The organism is Jannaschia sp. L-14R (genome assembly GCF_056857695.1).
The window spans coordinates 273,493-292,152 of the sequence record NZ_JBSXNP010000008.1; the positions used below are offsets into that span (position 1 = coordinate 273,493).

General features: G+C 59.5%; 19 protein-coding genes and 1 pseudogene. 15 read left to right on the plus strand and 5 right to left on the minus strand.

What is annotated here, in order from left to right:
* Window positions 1–13: 13 nt before the first annotated feature.
* On the minus strand, window positions 14–367 hold the full coding sequence (locus AC13C2_RS04235) for a helix-turn-helix domain-containing protein (RefSeq protein WP_482886032.1): 354 nt from the start codon (window positions 365–367) through the stop codon (window positions 14–16).
* A 493-nt stretch (window positions 368–860) separates the two neighbouring features.
* Complete coding sequence (locus tag AC13C2_RS04240) at window positions 861–2,411, minus strand: winged helix-turn-helix domain-containing tetratricopeptide repeat protein (RefSeq protein WP_482886033.1); 1,551 nt, start codon at window positions 2,409–2,411, stop codon at window positions 861–863.
* A 184-nt stretch (window positions 2,412–2,595) separates the two neighbouring features.
* Between AC13C2_RS04240 and AC13C2_RS04245 the strand changes: the two genes are divergently transcribed.
* Genes AC13C2_RS04245 through AC13C2_RS04260 form a run of 4 tightly spaced genes read left to right on the plus strand, consistent with a single transcriptional unit; the run spans window position 2,596 to window position 6,133 of the window.
* The gene (locus AC13C2_RS04245; RefSeq protein WP_482886034.1) at window positions 2,596–3,681 is read left to right on the plus strand and encodes a PLP-dependent cysteine synthase family protein; all 1,086 of its coding nucleotides are present in this window, start codon (window positions 2,596–2,598) and stop codon (window positions 3,679–3,681) included.
* Window positions 3,682–3,719: 38 nt separating this feature from the next.
* Window positions 3,720–4,280, plus strand: a complete 561-nt coding sequence (locus tag AC13C2_RS04250; RefSeq protein WP_482886035.1) for a hypothetical protein — start codon at window positions 3,720–3,722, stop codon at window positions 4,278–4,280.
* A gap of 37 nt (window positions 4,281–4,317) precedes the next feature.
* Window positions 4,318–4,608 carry a nickel-binding protein gene (locus AC13C2_RS04255; RefSeq protein WP_482886036.1) on the plus strand — a complete coding sequence of 97 codons (291 nt, stop codon included), beginning with the start codon at window positions 4,318–4,320 and terminating at the stop codon, window positions 4,606–4,608.
* Window positions 4,609–4,660: 52 nt separating this feature from the next.
* Entirely contained in the window at window positions 4,661–6,133 is a 1,473-nt protein-coding gene (locus AC13C2_RS04260; protein ID WP_482886037.1) for a pyridoxal phosphate-dependent decarboxylase family protein, read from the plus strand.
* Window positions 6,134–6,938: 805 nt separating this feature from the next.
* On the opposite strand, the pseudogene AC13C2_RS04265 reads toward AC13C2_RS04260, so the two are convergent.
* The 3 genes and pseudogenes from AC13C2_RS04265 to AC13C2_RS04275 form a co-directional block, all read right to left on the minus strand.
* Window positions 6,939–7,613 (minus strand): annotated as a pseudogene (locus tag AC13C2_RS04265) (DDE-type integrase/transposase/recombinase); the annotation flags it as partial.
* Between the two features lie 58 nt (window positions 7,614–7,671).
* The gene (locus tag AC13C2_RS04270) at window positions 7,672–8,091 is read right to left on the minus strand and encodes a transposase (RefSeq protein ID WP_424338003.1); all 420 of its coding nucleotides are present in this window, start codon (window positions 8,089–8,091) and stop codon (window positions 7,672–7,674) included.
* Between the two features lie 106 nt (window positions 8,092–8,197).
* The gene (locus AC13C2_RS04275) at window positions 8,198–9,223 is read right to left on the minus strand and encodes a LacI family DNA-binding transcriptional regulator (protein ID WP_424338004.1); all 1,026 of its coding nucleotides are present in this window, start codon (window positions 9,221–9,223) and stop codon (window positions 8,198–8,200) included.
* 155 nt (window positions 9,224–9,378) lie between these two features.
* On the opposite strand from AC13C2_RS04275, the gene AC13C2_RS04280 reads away from it, so the two are divergent.
* The 11 genes from AC13C2_RS04280 to AC13C2_RS04330 all read left to right on the plus strand — a co-directional run bounded on the left by AC13C2_RS04280 (window position 9,379) and on the right by AC13C2_RS04330 (window position 18,370).
* On the plus strand, window positions 9,379–9,552 hold the full coding sequence (locus AC13C2_RS04280) for a hypothetical protein (protein ID WP_175495858.1): 174 nt from the start codon (window positions 9,379–9,381) through the stop codon (window positions 9,550–9,552).
* A 33-nt stretch (window positions 9,553–9,585) separates the two neighbouring features.
* Window positions 9,586–10,734, plus strand: coding sequence for a TRAP transporter substrate-binding protein (locus AC13C2_RS04285; RefSeq protein ID WP_482886038.1), 1,149 nt, complete (start codon window positions 9,586–9,588; stop codon window positions 10,732–10,734).
* A gap of 114 nt (window positions 10,735–10,848) precedes the next feature.
* Window positions 10,849–11,361, plus strand: a complete 513-nt coding sequence (locus tag AC13C2_RS04290; RefSeq protein ID WP_482886039.1) for a TRAP transporter small permease — start codon at window positions 10,849–10,851, stop codon at window positions 11,359–11,361.
* Window positions 11,362–11,372: 11 nt separating this feature from the next.
* Entirely contained in the window at window positions 11,373–12,701 is a 1,329-nt protein-coding gene (locus AC13C2_RS04295) for a TRAP transporter large permease (RefSeq protein WP_092763106.1), read from the plus strand.
* Between the two features lie 12 nt (window positions 12,702–12,713).
* A complete protein-coding gene (gene hisD, locus AC13C2_RS04300; RefSeq protein WP_482886040.1) occupies window positions 12,714–14,021 on the plus strand; it encodes a histidinol dehydrogenase in 1,308 nt (435 codons plus the stop codon).
* Window positions 14,014–14,775 (plus strand): SDR family NAD(P)-dependent oxidoreductase, encoded by a 762-nt coding sequence (locus AC13C2_RS04305; RefSeq protein ID WP_482886041.1) that lies wholly within the window; start codon window positions 14,014–14,016, stop codon window positions 14,773–14,775. Before hisD ends, AC13C2_RS04305 begins: the two co-directional genes overlap by 8 nt.
* The gene (locus tag AC13C2_RS04310) at window positions 14,772–15,761 is read left to right on the plus strand and encodes an alcohol dehydrogenase catalytic domain-containing protein (protein ID WP_092763100.1); all 990 of its coding nucleotides are present in this window, start codon (window positions 14,772–14,774) and stop codon (window positions 15,759–15,761) included. The genes AC13C2_RS04305 and AC13C2_RS04310 overlap by 4 nt, the downstream gene beginning before the upstream one ends.
* Window positions 15,754–16,167 (plus strand): universal stress protein, encoded by a 414-nt coding sequence (locus tag AC13C2_RS04315; RefSeq protein WP_482886042.1) that lies wholly within the window; start codon window positions 15,754–15,756, stop codon window positions 16,165–16,167. Before AC13C2_RS04310 ends, AC13C2_RS04315 begins: the two co-directional genes overlap by 8 nt.
* A gap of 31 nt (window positions 16,168–16,198) precedes the next feature.
* Window positions 16,199–16,705 carry a decarboxylase gene (locus AC13C2_RS04320; protein ID WP_092763096.1) on the plus strand — a complete coding sequence of 169 codons (507 nt, stop codon included), beginning with the start codon at window positions 16,199–16,201 and terminating at the stop codon, window positions 16,703–16,705.
* On the plus strand, window positions 16,702–17,256 hold the full coding sequence (comE, locus tag AC13C2_RS04325; RefSeq protein WP_092763094.1) for a sulfopyruvate decarboxylase subunit beta: 555 nt from the start codon (window positions 16,702–16,704) through the stop codon (window positions 17,254–17,256). The genes AC13C2_RS04320 and comE overlap by 4 nt, the downstream gene beginning before the upstream one ends.
* Before the next feature lie 4 nt (window positions 17,257–17,260).
* The gene (locus AC13C2_RS04330; RefSeq protein ID WP_482886043.1) at window positions 17,261–18,370 is read left to right on the plus strand and encodes an alpha-hydroxy acid oxidase; all 1,110 of its coding nucleotides are present in this window, start codon (window positions 17,261–17,263) and stop codon (window positions 18,368–18,370) included.
* The last annotated feature ends 290 nt before the right edge of the window (window positions 18,371–18,660 follow it).

Below are 18,660 nucleotides of genomic sequence, written 5' to 3' on the forward strand. Positions count from 1 at the left end.
ATGCCCCTTAGTTTCAGTCGCCTCTGGCCTTTTTGGCGCCCTCTGCCAGCCGGGCGATTTCGTCGCGGGTCATGCCACTGGTGGTCCGCAGGAGCGCCGATACTTCGACGGGGTTGCGCTTGATGATGTCGGCCAGGTCGGACGGCATCCGCCCCGCCATGGCCAGCAACTCATCGGTGTCGCACTCGATTATCTGCGCAATGGCCCGGACCTTGTCCTCAGTCGGCGGAGCGAACTCGTCACGCTCAACCTTCGAAAGGTAGGTTGGGCTCACCCCAATTTTCTTGGCCATCTCCCGCAATCCGATCTCCCTTGCTTCACGTTCGCGGCGGACAAATGCGCCAAATTGCAGACCATCATTGGTCATTTGAGTCCCTCCTCTGTTTAGTGGATAGGTAACACTTGATTCGGCCGCAGTCAAGATGCTGCGCCTTACAGCACTCAGTTGACTACATGTCGTTGCCATACCTGTCGGCACGCGGAGTCACTAAGGTTTTCGCGGCGATCAGTTTCACTGTCGGTGCCGACAGTACACGGGGGCGTTTTTCCCCTACCGCTTAGACCGCCCGCGAAGGGATAGCTGCCGTTCGCTGCAGCTCGGCAGAACGTCTCAGTTGCGGACATAGCGCCCATTCGCCAAAAGTGTACACAGGGCAGCTTTGCTCCCCTTTGCAGACCTTCACTAAGGATTGCACATGAATTGGACAATACGGGAAGTAACAGCCTTGACTCTGCGTGGTGAACTAACGACCGCGATGGCGGTCAGAAACGGACTTGGGAAGGCGTGCCTTTGGCTGAGGACAGCAATATTTTTCAGTAAGCTCAGTTTCTTGGGAGTAGTCGCAGGATGATGGCGGCATTCAGAAACCTTGTCGGCTCAATTCGGCTGCGACACGCGTACGTGATGCTGTATCGCGCGTCGGGAAGGCCGAAAAATAGTCTTCGGCAGTCGCGTCGGGTTTCAGTTGGCGGACCTTCTGTCGCCATCGGGCCGCCTGGTCATGACGGCCAGCCAAGCTGTTCGCAGAAAGTGCGATCATGGCGATCAGGTAGTGTGCACCGGGTGTAGTGGCCGCGCGGTCGGCCCAACGAGCCGCGGCCTGATGGTCTTCCTTCTGGATCAGCATTTGCGCGCGGACGCCGTGGATGCCGTAGAGCAGTGGATCAAGCGGACTTAGTTCCAACGAGGTGTCCAGAGCCGCGAACGTCACTGGCGCATTGCCCGTCAGCATCGCTGTAAACGCCGAGGCGTAGAAGCCTTGTGCATAGTTGGGATTGAGCGTCGTTGCCCGCGACAGCCAGTCTGCAGCGACTTCTGGCTCGTCCGTCAGCCAGAAGGAGCGGCCCATCGTGAAGTTCGCGAATGGGTCAAGGGCGTCCAGTTCCAGACTACGCTCCGCGTGGAGCCGCGCGTTGCGGGCCGCCGACGACGTATCAGGGGTCAGGCGCAAGAAAGCGTCAAGAAAGCTGGTGAAGGACAGGCCTGCGTGCGCGCGGGCGAATTGCGGATCCGCTTTGACTGCCCGTTCGAAACAGGACTGCGCAAGCGCCGTATCGGCGGCTGTGAAGCGGTAGAGATGACCGAGGCCAACATGATAGCTAGCCCAGGCGTCCAGGGTTTCGAGATCACTAAGCCGCGCGCTGCGCGCCTCGTTTAAGGGAATACAAGCCTCGAGGGCAGCAACAAGATGGGCCACAATACGCGCCCTCAGGTCGCCGATTTCGTCAACGGGCGCCACCAGCCGGTCGGCCCAGAGGATCTCGCGGGAACTAGTGTCGGTCAGTTCCAGAGCCACCGCAATGGTCTGGTTCGCATTTTCGATGATGCCTGACAGGACATAGCGTGCCGTAAGCGCGGTTGACACCAGATCCATATCCGCGTTTTCCTGCCGGAAGCGGAAGGACGACCCGCGAGCAATAACCGCCAGCCAACGCATCCGCGACAGCGCCTCGATAATCTCGTGCGGGATCGCATCGCCCAAGATAACAAGTTCCGGTAACATGCCGAGCGGCTTGAATGGCAGCACCGCGATCGAGGGACGCCCGCCCGGATGAACCGGCGTATGGGAGGCCGGGACATCGGATGCCACAGTTGCGGGCCGCGTGACGGTGACATCGGCGACGAAGCGGAACCCACGACCATGCACGGTGCGGATCACAGCCTGGTTTTCACCGCTGTCACCTAGGGCCTGACGAGCCGAGCGGATACGGCTGGAAATACTTGCGTCCGAGACCGCCCGGCCTTGCCAAATAGCGGCAACAATCTCGTCCTTTGTCACCAGCCGATCGCGGTGCCGGACAAGGTGGATCACCAACGACAGCACCTGCGGTTCAAGCGCTACCGGCTGTCCTGACAAGCTGAGCTCAAATCGCTCAGGGTCAAGTTTGAATGCTCCAAATGTCCAAGTCATGGCTAGTCATACCGCAAAATTGGCGCTTTCTACAGGAATTCTTCAGATCTCCGTCAAGCTTGGCCAAAACGATTGCCACAGGATCAAACGAATTGCGCGGGTCGACAGAAGTCGCAGCGCAAAATGATCATATTTACGCCGACAGGCATCATCGCAATCAAAGGAAGCAGGACGGGAAAAGCCAATGGACACAATGACCAATCGGACAACACAAGGGCGCGGCAGGCTTTACGCTTCCGTCCTTGAAACCATCGGCGACACACCCGCGATCCGCGTCAATGCGCTCGCACCGGCCGGGGTGGACATCTACGTGAAGGCAGAAGCCTTCAACCCGGCAGGGTCAATCAAGGATCGCCTGGCGCTCAGCATCATAGAAGAGGCCGAGAAGGACGGAAGGCTGAAGCCGGGCCAGACGGTGGTCGAGGCGACGTCGGGCAATACCGGCATCGGGCTGGCTATGGTCTGCGCGGCAAAGGGCTATCCGCTGGTGGTGACGATGGCCGACAGCTTTTCTATCGAGCGCCGCAAGCTGATGCGCATGATGGGAGCGAAGGTCGTGCTGACCCCACGCGCCGAAAAGGGCTTCGGCATGTATCGCAAGGCGGTGGAACTGGCCGAGGCAAACGGTTGGTTCCTTGCCCGCCAGTTCGAGACCGAGGCCAACGCCCGTATCCACGAAAACACGACCGCTCGCGAGATCATTGCCGATTTTGACGGCCAGCGGTTGGACTATTGGGTCAGCGGATATGGTACAGGCGGCACGGTGACGGGTGTGGCTCGTGTGCTGCGCCGCGAGCGGCCAGAGACAAAAGTCGTCCTTTCTGAACCCGCCAATGCGCAGCTTCTGGGTAGTGGCCATGCGCAGGCGCGAAATTCCGATCACTCACCCGCCGCAAGTCACCCGGCTTTCGAGCCGCACCCGATTCAAGGATGGACACCAGATTTCATTCCGCATGTCTTGCAGGAAGCAGTGGATAACAAGCTTTATGACGAATTGATCCCTGTAGCCGGTCCCGACGGCATCGCATGGTCGCAGAAACTTGCGCAGCGCGAAGGTATCCTGACCGGCATCTCAGGCGGATCGACCTTCGCCGTCGCCATGCAAATCGCCGAACGGGCGGCGCCGGGCACCGTGATTCTGTGCATGCTGCCCGACACGGGTGAACGCTACATCACGACACCGCTGTTCGACGCGATCCCCGAGGACATGACCGATGAAGAGAATGCGCTATCGCGTTCGACGCCCGGTTATCAGTTGGCAGCGCAATGAAAACTTCAACAATCACATCGCGAAAAGGAGTGCTTACCATGTTTCGAATGAACCAATTTACTCTGAAAGGCGTGCTGTTGGCCGCAGTCGCCTCCCCCTTGGCATCCGCCGCACAGGCAGAAACGACCGCAGACAAAATTGCGCGGGCCATGACGGCAGCGCCGACCAACATTTCCGAACAAGCCACTTTCCGAGACCTCGACGGGACACTGTTACAGGAAGGCACAAACAGCTGGGTCTGTTTTCCTGGCGTCCCACTGATCCCTGATGACACCCACCCGATGTGCAACGACGCCGTCTGGATGGCCTGGATGGATGCCGTATCGACCGGTGGAGATTTCTCCACTGACGTTGTCGGGGTGTCTTACATGCTGGCTGGAGATGCGATGGTCAACAACGATAATCCCATGGCCACGGATCAGAACGATGGCGGCATGTGGATCGAGGAAGGCCCGCACCTCATGCTGTTGTTTCCCAGCAAGGAAATGGTGGCAAATCTGTCGAATGACCCCTACGCGGGTGGCCCCTACATTATGTGGGGCGACACGCCGCTGTGGCACGTCATGGCCCCAATCGAGGCACAGGATCCGATGAATTGATCTGCAATCCAAGCACACCCTAAGAAGGAGAAACGTGATGCAACTTTACATGATCCGGCGCAGCAGCGCCTGGGCCGACGCCGCAGAACTTGAAAAGACCGCCTCAATCTCGGGCAAGATCGGCGACGAGGAAATGTCCGACAAGGTGCGCTGGATCCGGTCCTATGTCGTCAACGAAGCTGACGGGCGGCTGGGCACCTGCTGTATCTACGAAGCGGTCGACGGCGACGCGATCCGCGAACACGCCCGGCGGGTCGGAATGCCAGGCGACGACTTTTTGCCAATTGCGGCAACCGTCGTCGTGCGACCCGATCCCAAAGCGTCCTGACAGTCATGGCTGACGGCCATTCAGTTCGGGAAACTGGACCAAGGGGACAATTGTGAAAGAAGTGAACTCCCCCCGAGAGGAAACCCTCGACCCTGCCGATTGGGAAACGCTCAGGAGCCTTGCCCAGCGTATTGTTGGGGATGCGGTCGACTATACGCGTGACCTGCGCGACCGCCCATTGTGGCAGGACATGCCGCCCGAGGTCCGCGCCCGGTTCCGTCGTGCTGTGCCGCAAAAGGGCAGACCGCTGGCGGACGTTTATCAGGACCTTGTCACCAACATGTTGCCTTATCCGATGGGCAATATCCATCCGCGCTTCTGGATGTGGTACATGGGGGCAAGCAATTTCACTGGCGCATTGGGTGATTTCCTCGCCGCAATACTTGGCTCGAACCTTGGGGGTGGTGACCATGCCGCTGCCGAGATCGACAAGCAGGTCGTCAACTGGATGAAAGAGATGATGGGCTACCCGGCGACGGCGAGTGGCACGCTCGTTTCTGGCGGGTCGATGGCAAACCTCATTGGATTGACCGTGGCGCGTAACCAGATGTCCGGCATCGACATGCGCGAGCTGGGCGTGGGGGCGCTCAAGGCCCCGATGCGGTTCTACGGCTCCGACCAGATCCATTCGTGCCACCAGATCGCGGTAGAAGCGATGGGACTGGGCAACCAGGCGTTGCGCCGTGTGCCTTCCGACCGTGCTTGCCGGATGGACATTGCGGCCCTGCACGACGCTATCATCGCGGACAGGGCGGCGGGGTTCCAGCCCGCGTGCGTGATCGCGACGGCTGGCACGGTCAATACCGGTGCCATCGACGATCTGGAAGCCATCGCCGACCTCTGTGCCGAAGAGGGCCTGTGGCTGCATGTGGACGGCTGCATTGGCGCGCTGCTGACCATCGCGCCCAAAGGCAAGGCGCTCGTACGCGGGATCGCGCGGGCAGACTCCATCGCCCTTGATCCGCACAAGTGGCTGCATGCGCCCTTCGAGGTGGGCTGCGCCCTGGTGCGGGATGCCGACGCGCATTTCGGCAGCTTTACTGTTACACCGGAATATCTAGAACATGCACCACGCGGCATTGCGTCAGGGGCTTGGTTGCACGACTTCGGCCTCCAGACGTCACGCGGGTTTCGAGCACTTAAGGTATGGATGGCGCTGGAGGAACATGGGGTCGCCAAGTTCGGTCGCCTTATTGAACAGGATCTCGGCCACGCCCGATATCTGACAGAGAGGATCGAGGCAACTGCCGATCTAAGCATTTGCTTTCCAACAGAAATCAACATCGTCTGCTTTCGGTATGACCCGAGTGGGTTGGACGAGGCGGCACTTAAAAAGTTGAACACCGAAATCATGGTGCGAATGCAGGAGTCCGGTGTCGCGGCTATTTCGGACACGACGGTGCAAAGTCGTCACTGCCTGCGCGCTGCAATCAACAATCATCGAACCACGCGCGCGGATCTAGATATTCTCGTCGATGAGTTTGCCCGTCAGGGGGCGATGCTGATCGGGGATAGGCGCTCTTGACCGCTGCATTCTGTCAATGAAAAGCCACGCATGCTCCAGAGACCGGAGGATAAAGAAAGGCACCTCTAGCGCCAACGGATGGGTTGGCTCCGCACTGATCTTCGTCACATTGATTATGTCTGACCTATCTCGAGCAAACTTCAAACACGACGAAAACTTGACCTCTGCATTGCGGAACTGACGGTCAAGTTCTGTTGCAGACCTAGGGACACCCGAAATTCTTGCTGGTTCCAATGCGCCTCATTTTGACCAACCCCGCGACATCACCCAACAACCGTCTAATCTTGGCGTATGCCGATTACATGTTGCACGCATGCTGTGTAGGTTGCCTCTCGACCTTCAAATATGAAATACAAACAAGTTCATCTCGTCATCAATCAAATGAAAAAATCTCTGCTGAACGCCGGCTATCACGCAATTTGCAGACATTCGTACACTGCGCAGCATTAGGCACTTCGGGCTCTGAGTCGTCGTTCGCCGCGCCGATCACGAACGGCCGCTATGCGGCGAGGTCGAGGGTTCGGATGTCCTGAAGGAGCTGCCGAAATTCAGCCTCGGGAGCCACGCACATAGTTCTATACGTGTTCAGGAAGGGCAGCCAAATACTCCTATGATTTTCGAAGCTGAGAGATTGTCGCGTGTTTTCCAACGCTTGCGTTATGGGGTTTCCGACAGAGACACGTATGTGAGAGCAGATACAGCCTATTTCAGGCCGCAATCTCTGTTTGCCATTCCGGCTGTACGAATTTGGAGAACAGAGGGAAACTCTGGCTTACAGTTTCGCGAACTGTTTGCGCTGTTCTGATCAGACCGAGGGCACATCTGATTTGATGACATAGTCGGAGGTCAGGCCGCCGAGCGTCTTGAGCCGTCGGGCGAACTTGTAGGCTGCCATGAAGTTGGCAAGGTGCGTGCAACTGATCGTGGTTGTCGTAGTGGAAGCGTTTCACAGTGGCGTTCTTGATCGTGTGGTTCATCCTCTCGACCTGGCCACTGGTCCACGGATGGTTGGGCTTGGTCCAGCGGTGCTCGATCCCGTTCGCCTCGCAGATCATGTCGAAGCGCATCGGCCGGGAGATGGTCGTTTTCGGTTCCTCGGCTGCTCTGCGAACTGGATGCCGTTGTCGGTCAGGATGGTGTGGACGTGGTAGGGCACGGTCTCGAGCATGTACTGCAGGAACTCCCAGGCTGTGCGTCTGTCAGCTTTTTCAACAAGCTTCGCGACCGCGAACTTGCTCGTGCGATCAATGCCGACGAAGAGATAGAGCTTGCCCTCGGCGGTCTGCACCTCGGCGATATCGATGTGAAAGAATCCGATCGGATTGCGCTAGAACTTTTGCCGCTTCGCCTTGTCGCCGCCGAAATCCGGCAAGCGAGAGATCCCATGGCGTTGCAGACAGCGGTGAAGGGCTGATCGTGTCAGGTTCGGGATCGAGGGCTGAAGTGCATAAAGACAGTCATCCAGCGGCAGCAGTGTGTGCCCTCCCCCGAAGTCTGAGGTCGGGCTTTGCGTGATACGAGTGTCCGTGGAGTTGTGTTCAGAGAGTCGCGATTGCCGGTGCATCCGCAAGGATGATCTTCGTCTCGACGCCACGCTTTCGCAGCCGGAACGGGAAAGTCGCGAAGAGCGCATCTTCTGCGGCCTTGCACCTGTCTGCGCCAATGGCTTCGGCCACTGCGTCTGCATTCAGCTGCAGGTCCAGCCTGCCGGGTGCTACGTCGATGCGGGTGATCAGACCAAAGAGCGTATCAGGTTCGGCTTTGTCACCGACCTCCGCGAGCGCCGACGCGGCCTTGGCGGCATCGGACACTTCCATGCCGCCATACTTCGATTTGAACTTGTAGAACGGCCCCGGGCTGAAGTCGTGCTTGCGGCACACCTCCGCAGTCGGCACCCCGGCTTCTTGTTCTTTGATCATCCCAATGATCCGGGCTTCCGTAAAACGGCTCTTTCGCATTCGTTTGCTCCTTCAAAAGGTTGAGCAAACTCTACATCAGAACGCGGGAGGTTTTGGGGGCAGGTCAGGTTCATTAAATTCAGCCCGACCTTCGCCAAAGGCGGCACTAACTTGTGTTGACCGGTGCCAGTGTTCCGCGAAACACTATTCTCGTCTTCAATTCAGTGGCTTCTGGGGCCATCCCGTCCTTCACCAGTTTTGTAAGGGCGAGCCCCGCCTGCCGTCCCATTTCTCGATGCGGCACATGCACCGTTGTAAGGGGGGGGTAGGTGACTTGCGCCAACTCAATGTCGTCAAAGCCGACGACGGAGACGTCACGAGGCACGGAGATCCCCAAATCCCTCGCTCGATGCAAGGCCCCGACGGCTAAGACGTCGTTTCCACAGAAAACGGCTGTTGTGTCTGACGTGGACGTCATGACCTGTTCGAAAGCAGCGGCACCTTCCTCGATGCCGTAGGTTGTCTCGACAACCTTCAGATCTTTCACGTCGAGACCGGCGGCCGCCATCGCGTCCTGTATTCCAACGCGTCGTGCTTCGGCCCGATCGTTCATGGCTGTTTCCGCCGAGATGAGCGCCAGTCGCCGGTGACCGAGCCCGATCACCTTGGTCGCCATCTCGCGCATGGCCGCCCTGTTGTCGAAGCCGACGGACGGCCGCTTCGAACCTGCATCGAATGCCCATGTCACAAGCGTCGGCACATTTTGCGCCTTCAGAAACCGGTAAACCTCCGGGTTCCGTGCATGACCAATCAAAAGCAATGCGTCGGCACCGCGTGCGACGAGCGTCCTGATCTGTTCCTCTTCGATATCCGGCCTGTAAGACGTGCTGGCGACGAGCATCGTAAATCCGTGAAGACGCAATTCATCCTGAAATGCCTGCAGACCACGTGCGAAGACCGCGTTTTCCATGGTCGGAATGATCGCACCTATGGTGTTGGTCCTGCGGGCCGCCATCGCTTTCGCACCGAAATTGGGCGAATAGCCCAAATCGCGGATCGCCTTTGCGACCTTCTTGCGCGTGCGTTCCGCGACCTGATCGGGGAAGTTCAGGTAGCGTGAAACGGTCGCGGTCGACACGCTCGTCGCGTTGGCTACGTCCTGAAGTGTTGGTGTGGTTCGCTTGGAATTCATGCAGGTCCTTGGGGCAGGGTAGAGGGCAATTTACCAAGTTATATGTGCAGGACGTACAACAGACTGCCGATCACAAAATGTAAAGGCTTGCATTTTGCAAATGTAATGGCTTACATAAGGGCAGAATCGGCTTTGCGACTGGGAGGAGACGCGACATGCCGCTTATCTTAGCGATCATATTATTTGCGGTTTTTACTGTGAACGTGGGGCTTGGCGCAGCATCGAATTCCGCCTTCCTGAATGACGTGGGTGAGATGCTGGTGCTGGGCGGCGTCGCGGTTTTGTTCGTCATAGCCATTCTGAAGAAGGAAGCCGACGCCAAAAAATAGGCGTGGCGGGAACCGTCCAGGGAGGACAACACATTGGAAAACGACAACGCGCATCTCTATTCGGCCGAGCGCCGCAATTTCCTGAAACTGGCGGGCGCAGGCAGCTTTACAGCTGCTCTCGTCGCCGGCGCCGCAGGAACGCTCTGGTCGACGGAAGCCACCGCCCAGACCGCAAACGAAGAGCGGGACCGCGAAGCCGCAGCTGAGCAAGTCATGACCATCGCGACGGCCTATGTACTTGGCGCGACCCGCAGCTATCCGATCATGCAACTCGACCTGAAGGAAAACATCCAGAACGCCACGGGCGGAAAAGTCTACGTCAAGCTCGCACCCGGTGGTCAGCTTGGGGCAGGGGGCGCGTTGGTCCAAAAGGTGCAGACCGGCACAATTCAGGCCGCGCAGCACTCGCTGTCGAACTTCGCCCCGTTCGCCAGTGCAGTTGACCTTATCAACATGCCGTACCTCTGCGGTTCGAACCAGCGTTTCACCAACCTCGTCCATTCCGATGTCTGGGCGCAGGAAGTGAATCCCAAGGTCGAAGCTGCGGGTTTCAAGACGCTGTTCTACGTCAACATCGACCCCCGTGTCGTGGCTATCCGCGCTGGCGGCGCTGGCCCTGTTTTGACGCCGGGCGATCTGGCCGGCATCAAGTTCCGCGTGCCTGGCTCCGCCATGTTGCAACAGTATTATCGCATGGTCGGTGCCAACCCGACACCGGTGGCCTGGGGCGAAACGCCTTCGGCGATCAAACAGGGCGTGGCTGACGCTTTGGACCCGTCCGTGGGCGCGCTTTACGTCTTTGGTTTCAAGGATATATTGTCGCACGTGACCTTCACGCAGGCCGTGCCTGACAGCCAAGTCTATTCCTGCAACCTCGAATGGTTCAATTCTATGTCGCCAGAAATTCAGGACGGCATTATGGAAGCCTCTGAGATCACGCGGCACCAGAACCTCGCCAAGGTGCCGTCGTCGCGGAACTACGCCATGGCCGAGCTTCGCAAGGCCGGTGTGGAATTCCACACGCTGTCGGACGATCAATTGGCCGAATGGCAGGCGACCGGAGGGTACCAGCTGCCCGATTGGGACAGCTTCAAGACCGAACTGGCCGGATCGATGGAGACCTTCGCCAAGCTGGAAGAAGCGGCCGGCACGATGGGCCGTTACTACGTCAACGACGCCTGAAGACACACGGCAGGCGCCCAAACGGGCGTCTGTCCACCGACCAGTTTAGTTTACCGATCACGCTCCCAGAGAGCCGTGCGGATTTGGTCCGCATGGCAACAAGAGAGGTCCGTCATGAGAATTCTGCACCGGCTCAACCGAGACGCCGAACGATGGGCGCTTTTGGTATTCTACGTGATGCTCGTCATGACGATGGCAGTCGAAGTGCTGCGCCGAGAGATCTTCTCCTACTCGTCGATCTGGGGCGAAGAGGTCGTGCGCTATTCGTTCATCTATCTCGCCTGGATCGGCGCGGCTGCGGCGGTCAAGGAACGGGCGCACATCCGCATCGACGTGGTCATGCACTACCTCGCGCCACGGCCCAAGGCGCTGCTTTATATCTTTGGCGATCTGGTGATGTTCGGGGTCGCGGTCATCGCCCTCTACTGGTCGATGGAAACCGTGCTCGTCTCCTGGAAATTCGGCTCGGTCAGCCATGGTCTGCGGATCTCGATGGTCTGGTTCCTGATGGCGGTGCCCATTGGTTTCGCGCTGATGCTTTTGCGCCTGACCCAATCCTTCCTGCGCGATCTGCGCAGCCTTCGGGACGGTACGGACGTCTACGAAGGCGATAAATTGTTCGATTGAGGGGATAAGAGATGCTTTTTGATACCCTCAACCAAGCCGTTGAACTAGGCTGGGATTTCTATCTGCCCGTAATCATGTTCGTAGCGCTTAGCGCCATGGCCGTGCCAGTCTGGGCCTCGATCGGGGTCGCGGCGATCACCATGCTGCTGATGTCGGGCGACCTGCCGCTTGCACTGGTCGGCGAGAGCCTGTTCGACGGAATCGATGCCTTTGCCCTGACTGCCGTGCCACTGTTCATCCTGACGGGTGACGTGCTGGTGCGCACCGGGCTGTCGCGCAAGTTCCTGGATGTGGCCGAGGCCCTGACTCAGTTCGCCAAAGGTGGCTTCGGTTCGGCCACGGTGCTTGTCTGCGGCATGTTCGCCGCGATTTCCGGCTCTGACGCGGCTGGGGCCGCCGCGGTGGGCCGGATGACGATCAACCGGCTGGTCGAAAGCGGCTACCCGCGTCCCTATGCCTGTGCTCTGGTCGCTGCAGGGGCCTGTACCGGCATCCTGATTCCGCCTTCGATCGCTTATATCATAATCGGTCTGGTGCTTGGCATATCGGCATCGACGCTTTTCCTTGCGGCGATCATCCCGGGGTTCCTGATCCTGACCGCCATCCTCGTGACGAATATCGTGGTCAACCGTATTTACGGCTACGAAGGGGGGGGCAACCTGTCAGCGTCGGTGTACTTCGGAAATCTCGGTCGTTCACTTGCCTCGGGATGGTATGCATTCATCGTGCCAGGTATCATCTTCTACGGCATCTTTTCGGGTCGTCTCACACCGACCGAAGCGGGTGCGACCGCAGTTATCGTCACGATCATCATCGGCTTCATCCTCGGCACCCTGAAACTGGCCGATTTCCCCGCGATGCTGATTTCGTCCGCCAAGGTCAACGGGATCATCCTGCCGATCATCGCCTTTTCTCTGCCGCTGGCGCAGGCTCTGGCGATCATGGGCGTGCCGCAGGGCTTTGTTTATTCGGTTACCGCTTTGACGGATGACCCGACGCTGCTGATCCTCATGATGATCGGCATCCTGATCGCCGCAGGCTGTGTCATGGAAACGACACCGAACATCGTGATCCTGGCGCCAATACTTAAGCCGTTGGCCGATAACATCGGCATGAACGAAATCCAGTTCAGCATCATGATGATCACGGCCCTCGGCGTGGGCTTCATCACGCCGCCACTGGGACTGAACCTGTTCGTGGTGTCCGGTATCACGGGCGAGTCCATCCTCAAGATCGCATGGCGCGCAGTACCTTTCGTTTTCTTCATGCTGATCGTTGTGCTCATGATTGCCTTCATACCGGCGATTTCGACAACGATGCTTCCAGACATTTACAAATAGGGCGGTCAAACCATGGCTAGAAACTATCTCAAGAAAGCAACCCTGACGGCGCAATCCGGCGCATCGGATGTGCATGAAATCGTTCAAGGCATCCTGTCCGACATCGAAGAGGGCGGCGACGAGAAAGCCCGCGAATACGCGGTGAAGTTCGACAAGTACGACGGCGACATCATCCTGACCGAGGTCGAGATTGCAGCCGCCTGCGACCAGGTTCCGCAAAAGCTCAAGGACGACATCCAGTTTGCCCATGATAACGTGCGCCGCTTCGCCGAAGCCCAGAAGGCCACCGTCCGCGACATCGAATACGAGATCGTGCCGGGGCTGATCGCCGGGCAAAAGGCGATCCCGGTGGAAGCGGCAGGCTGCTATGTGCCCGGTGGGCGCTACAGTCACATCGCTTCGGCGATCATGACGGTGACTACTGCCAAGGTGGCAGGCTGCAATCATATCACAGCAACCTCTCCGCCCCGTCCGGGCACCGGTGTGGCACCGGCGATTATCTATGCCGCGCACATCTGCGGCGCGGACAAGATCATGGCGCTCGGTGGCGTGCAGGGTGTGGCCGCCATGACGTTCGGTCTGTTCGGCCTACCCAAGGCGAATATCCTTGTGGGTCCGGGCAACCAGTTTGTGGCCGAGGCAAAGCGCATCCTGTTCGGACGTGTTGGCATCGACATGATTGCGGGTCCGACAGACAGCCTGATCATCGCCGATAAGACCGCCGATCCGCACATCGTCGCGACTGATTTGGTATCGCAGGCCGAACACGGATATAATTCGCCCGTCTGGCTGGTAACCGACGACCGCGATTTGGCCGTGGATGTCATCAACCGCGTCCCAGTGCTGATTGACGATCTGCCGAACGTGAACCGCGACAACGCCTTCAAGGCATGGCGCGATTATGCCGAAGTCATCGTCTGTTCCGACCGCGAAGACATGGCCGAATGCTCCGATGAATACGCGCCCGAGCATCTGACTGTACAGGCGAAGGACCTCGATTGGTGGCGCGACCGGCTCAGCTGCTATGGCTCGCTGTTTCTGGGCGAGGAAACCACTGTATCATATGGCGACAAGGCGTCGGGTACGAACCACGTCCTGCCGACCTCGGGGGCCGCGTCCTATACCGGCGGCCTCTCCGTCCATAAGTACATGAAAATCGTCACGTGGCAGCAATCCACGCGCGAAGGCTCCAAGCGGGTGGCACAGGCGACTGCCCGTATTTCGCGTCTCGAAGGGATGGAAGGCCACGCCCGCGCGGCAGACGTCCGTCTTGCCAAGTACTTTCCCGACGAGAATTTCGACCTCAGCGCCGATGAGTGATCCTCGCAATCTCTTCGACCTGACGGGACGCGTTGCCTGTGTGACCGGTGCCAGCGCCGGTCTGGGGCAGCGCGCCGCTGTCGCCTTGGCGGCGGCGGGTGCCAAGGTCGTGGGGGTCGCTCGGCGGGCGGAGGCGCTGTCGGACTGGGCGGCGCAAACCGGCGACGCCGCCGCAACGGTTGCGGCCGACCTGTCACAGCGGGACCAGATCGAAGATATCGCGAAGCAAATCGCGACACCCTTCGGTGCGCCCGATATCGTGGTCCACGCGGCGGGGATCAACACCCGTCAAGCAGCCGACGACGTCACGCCGGACGGCTGGGACGTGACGATGAACCTTAATCTGGCGGCGCCGTTCTTCCTCAGCAAAGCCTTCGCTCCCGCGATGAAGGCCAAGGGCTGGGGTCGCATCGTGAATTTCGCATCGTTGCAGACGACCCGCGCTTTTTCCGGCGGCGTCAGCTATGGTGCCAGCAAGGCCGGTGTCGCCCAACTGACCCGCGCCATGGCCGAGGCTTGGTCCCGCGATGGCATCACCGCAAACGCCATCGGACCGGGGTTCTTTCCGACGGAACTGACCGGACCAGTCTTTGCCGACCCGGAGCGCGCCGCGCGAAATGCGTCGCAGACCTGTATTGGCCGTAATGGCGCATTGGAAGATCTGGACGGGCCGCTTCTGTTCCTGTGCTCAGATGCCTCCGTCTACGTCACTGGACAGATCCTGATGGTCGATGGGGGGTTCACTGCGAAATGAAAGCGCTGATTTACGACGCCGTCGAAACGCTGGTTTACCGCGATATACCCGATCCGAAACCGGGTCCGGGGCAAAGCCTGATCCGCGTCGAAGCATCGGGTATCTGTGGCTCGGACATGCACGCATTTCTGGGCCACGACGAGCGACGTCCCGCGCCACTGATCCTGGGGCACGAGGCTGCGGGCACGGTCATCGACGGAGCCCACAAGGGTGCGCGGGTGACGATTAACCCGCTTGTGACCTGCGGCACCTGCCGGGCCTGTCTGGCCGGTCGCGATAACCTGTGTCCCGAACGGATGATTATCTCGATGCCACCGCGCGAAGGCGCCTTCGCCGAACTGGTGGTGATGCGCGACGAAAACCTCGTGACGGTGCCAGACGACGTGCCCTTACGGAAAGCGGCCCTCGCTGAACCGCTCGCTTGTGGCTGGCATGCGGTGCGGCTGGGCGCGGCTGCATTAGACATGCCACTGGCCGACGCCCGATGTCATGTCATCGGCGGCGGTGCCATCGGCGTTGGCGCGGCGCTGGCCCTGCGAGCCTTTGGCGCGACGCAGATTACGGTTGCCGAGCCTAACGCCGTCCGCCGCGCGACGCTGGATCAGATCGACGGCTTTGACGCCGTGGCCCCGGGCAGCGTGATGCAGGCCGATCTGGTGATCGACGGTGTCGGCTATGCTACGACGCGTGCGGACGCCAGTGCGATGGTTTTGCCCGGCGGCGTCATCATGCACATCGGGCTGGGCGAAGGGGAAGGCGGCCTTGATATCCGTCGGATAACCTTGCAGGAGATCACCTTCGTCGGGACCTACACCTATACCGCGCAAGATTTCCGCGACACCGCTGCGGCGATCTTCGATGGATGTCTGGGTCCGCTGGACTGGACCGAACAGCGGCCGCTGGGCCAAGGGCAACAAGCCTTTTCCGATATTCGTGCGGGCCGTGTGGCCGCCCCAAAAATCATATTGGAGCCGTCTGATGTATAAGAATATTCTGGTACCCATGGCTCTGGACCATGGCATCGGCGAAGCCGTCCTCGATGTGGCTCGAACGCTTTTGTCCGAAGGCGGCAAGATTACTGCCCTGCACGTGCTCGAAGCGCCGCAAGACTCGGTCAAAGCCTATCTGGACGAGGCGGTCTTGCAAGAAGCCTTCGACCACGCCAAGGCCAAGCTGGACGCCCGAGTCAAAGGTCTGCCGGATGTCACCGCGATGGTCGTCAAGGGCCACAGCGGGCGCGGCATCATCGACGTCGCGGTCCAGCAGGACGTGGATTGCGTCGTGATCGGGTCGCATAAGCCCGGCCTCATTAATTACCTGCTCGGATCGACGGCGGCGCGCGTGGTGCGTCATGCACACTGCGCCGTCCACGTTCTGCGTAGCCGACCCTGATATTTTCCAAACCCACGTAAAGGAGCGCCCCTTGAGTATTGATAAGAAAATCGTGGACGATCTGGTGGCGAATGACGTTTCGTTCATCACCACCGTTCCATGCAAGCAGCTTGCCGGCGTAATCGAGGAAGTCGAAGCGCGCGCCGAAATCTTCCACATCCCGTCCAACAAGGAGGACGAGGGCATGGGCCTGTGTGCAGGCGCATGGATGGGGGGCAAACGTCCCGCCATAATCATGCAGAACACCGCCATCGGCGTGACGATCAACACGCTGGCAACGCTGATCCAGTACTACCGGATGCCGCTGCCGATGCTGATCTCCTACCGTGGAGAACTGCGCGAACCGGTCGCCTGTCAGGTGGAGATGGCAGTGCATACCAAGGCGCTGCTGGCCCAGATGAATATCCCGACCTACCACTTCCATAAGCAGTCTGACGCGTCCGAGCTGGATATGATCCTGAAATACACATTCATGTGCAACAAACCGGTGGCGATCCTGACCGACGCCAACTTCTGGGGAGGCTACGGAGACCAATGATCCGTTCTGAAATCCTGCGCGAAATCGCGCCAATTCTTCGCGACGAGCTTGTCGTCTGCAACATCGGTCTGCCCAGCCAAGAGCTGCATATGATCGACGACCAGCCCACCAATTTTTACATGCTCGGCACGATGGGACTGTCGTCCTCGATCGGTCTGGGGCTGGCCTTGGCCCAGGACAAGACCGTCATTTCGATCGACGGCGACGGTTCGGTCCTGACAAATCTGGGCACGCTGCCGACGATCGCCAACAACGTCGCCGACAACTTCATTCTCTTGATCATCGACAACGGTTCCTATGGCTCGACCGGCGACCAGCCGACCTATGCGGGCAAGAAGACCTCGTTGACGGCGGTGGCCAAAGCCTGTGGTTGCGACAATGTGGTTGAAGTGCAGGACAAGGATCTCGGTCCCGTGTTGCAGGCGGCCATCGACGGGAAAAAGCAGACCGTCATCGTCTGCAAATGCGACAGCGGCAACATCAAGCTGCCGGTGATAACGATGGACCCGGTCGTCATCCGCGACCGGTTCATGAAGGCCGTGGCGGGCTGACGTCTTGGCAACTGGCATCCACTCCAGCGCGGACGCGCGGCGCCTCGCGCGCCGCCGTTTGCCATGGATGGTGTTCGACTACATCGATGGATCTGCGGGTCGGGAAACGGGGGCCGCGCGCAACCGTGCGGCCTTCGACGCGCTGGACCTGCGGCCCCGCATCCTGCGCGACGTAAGCAATCGGTCACTGGCCGTTCCGCTGTTCGGGAAGACCGCCAAGGCGCCGTTCGGCATCAGCCCCATGGGCATGTGCAACTTGTCCGCACCGGGCGCAGACATGATGCTGGCACGTCTTGCCGCGCGGGAAAATGTGCCACTTGTCGTCTCGACCGTCGCATCGACCGCGATGGAGCCGTTGATCGAGGCATCCGAAGGCAATGCATGGTTTCAGCTGTATTTCAGCGGCGATGGGTCAGGGACGTTCAAACTGGTCGAACGCGCCAGGGCCGCCGGATACGAAACCATCGTCCTGACCGTCGACGTGCCCGAAGTCGGGCGCCGCCCGCGTGAGCTTCGCCATGGCTTCACCATGCCGTTCCGCATCGGGCCGAGGCAATTCGTCGATTTCGCACTGCACCCGCGCTGGTCCTTGTCGACGCTTTTCAATGGGCGCCCGGAAATGGCGAACTTCGATCGGCCCGGCTATGAATTCGATCGCGCCGAAAGCCGCGCCAAGGCCGATTGGGCCACGCTGCGTCGTCTGCGAGAGATGTGGCCGGGCAAGCTGGTCGTCAAAGGCGTGTTGGATGTGGACGACGCGGTTGCTCTGCGTGCGGCGGGTGTCGATGCTATTCAGGTGTCCAGCCACGGGTCGCGGCAACTCGACAGCGCCCCGCCGCCGATCACGGCTCTCGCCGAGATCAGATCCGCTGTCGGCGATGACGTGCCGCTGTTCTATGATACGGGTCTGCGCAGTGGCGAAGATGTCGTGAAGGCTTATCATCAAGGCGCAGAATTCACGTTCCTCGGCCGGATACTGCAATTCGCCATCGCGGCTGCGGGCGAAGAAGGTTTGGCTACTCTGTGGGACATTCTGAAAAGCGAGGCGAGTATAACCCTCGCGCAGATCGGGAAGACGTCTTTGTTGGATCCCGGTCGAATGAATGATCTCTGATGCGGACCATATGAGCTTTCCGGTCCGTGGCAGGATTGCTGACGCTCAATGCGTCAATCGCGTTGACTGACAACGCCCGTTTTGGGCCGAGCGCAGACCTTGCGAACATCTTCTCAGACCACAACTTTGTCCGGATACTGTTGAAGAAGCGTAACCAGCCCATTGGCACCGCCTGCCTGACCCTGGGGCTTTGATCTAAGGCACGTATTTAACGACGTCGTTAGCGACGTGTCTTATGCGGGGTCTGCGATGCGCGGCGAAATTCTTGGCCTGGAACGGCGGCGTTTCTG